We start from the raw sequence: 1,013 nt of genomic DNA, 5'->3' as shown, positions 1-1,013 counted from the left end.
TTGCTTCTATTCTAATCCCACTCCCACCCCTTCCTGAACAATCCAGAATCGTTGATAAAATCGAACAATTTTTCGCCCATATTGACGCACTAATTTAGTATAATAGTTTTACGTGCGGTGGAATTTCTATCAAACATAAGATAGGAGTTTTACGTTGAAAGAATTTGAATTACATTTGAAGAAAGCTGGTTTAGCTGAAAATACTGTGCGTTCGTACCTTTATGGTGTTCGATTTTTCTTGGAGAATTATGAACTCAAAATGGAAGATTTATTTGAATACAAGGGATATTTATTAGACAATTTTAAACCTAAAACTGTCAATTTGCGACTACAAGGAGTAAATAAATATCTGACTTTTATTGGTCATGATGATTTGAAATTAAAATTTGTCAAAGTACAGCAAAAACCGTTTTTAGAAGATGTCATTAGCCATGCTGATTACCTTTTTCTTAAACGTAGTTTGAAAAAAGATGGTATTTTAAAATGGCATTTTGTCGTTTGGTTTTTAGGTGCAACTGGGGCTCGTGTAAGTGAGCTTATTAAACTAAAAGTAGAGCATGTAGAAATCGGTTATTTTGACATTTACTCAAAAGGTGGTAAAATTCGTAGACTGTACATTCCTAAAAAATTAAGAAATAGTTGTCTTAGTTGGTTAGAATCAGAAAATCGCCGAAGTGGTTATTTATTTTTGAATAAATTTAATGAACCAATTACAGCAAGAGGAGTTGCTCAACAGTTAAAAAATTATGCTGATAAATACAAAATGAATCCTAAAGTAATTTACCCTCATTCTTTTAGACATTTATTTGCTAAGAATTTTTTATCGAAGTATAATGATATTGCCTTGCTTGCAGATTTGATGGGACACGAAAGTATAGAAACTACTCGAATTTATCTAAGGAAAACAGCTACTGAACAACAAAATATTGTAGATAAAATTGTTAATTGGTAAAAAAATAACAGGTGGTCAAATTGACCATCTGCTATTTTTTTGTGATTATGGCTCTTATTAT

At 30.9% G+C, this 1,013-nt stretch carries 2 protein-coding genes; both read left to right on the top strand.

Features of this window, described 5'->3' with window-relative positions:
• The coding region (locus HT708_RS11540; protein WP_172923170.1) for a restriction endonuclease subunit S at window positions 1–98 on the top strand (98 nt) is incomplete at its 5' end.
• Between the two features lie 56 nt (window positions 99–154).
• Entirely contained in the window at window positions 155–952 is a 798-nt protein-coding gene (psrA, locus tag HT708_RS11535) for a tyrosine-type DNA invertase PsrA (protein WP_023934726.1), read from the top strand.
• The last annotated feature ends 61 nt before the right edge of the window (window positions 953–1,013 follow it).

The sequence above is a fragment of the Streptococcus sp. 3613 genome, from assembly GCF_013277375.1.
Taxonomy (GTDB): Bacteria; Bacillota; Bacilli; order Lactobacillales; family Streptococcaceae; genus Streptococcus; species Streptococcus pseudopneumoniae.
The sequence above is the reverse complement of the archived record's forward strand: the minus strand, read 5'-3'. Positions and strand labels throughout refer to the sequence as shown.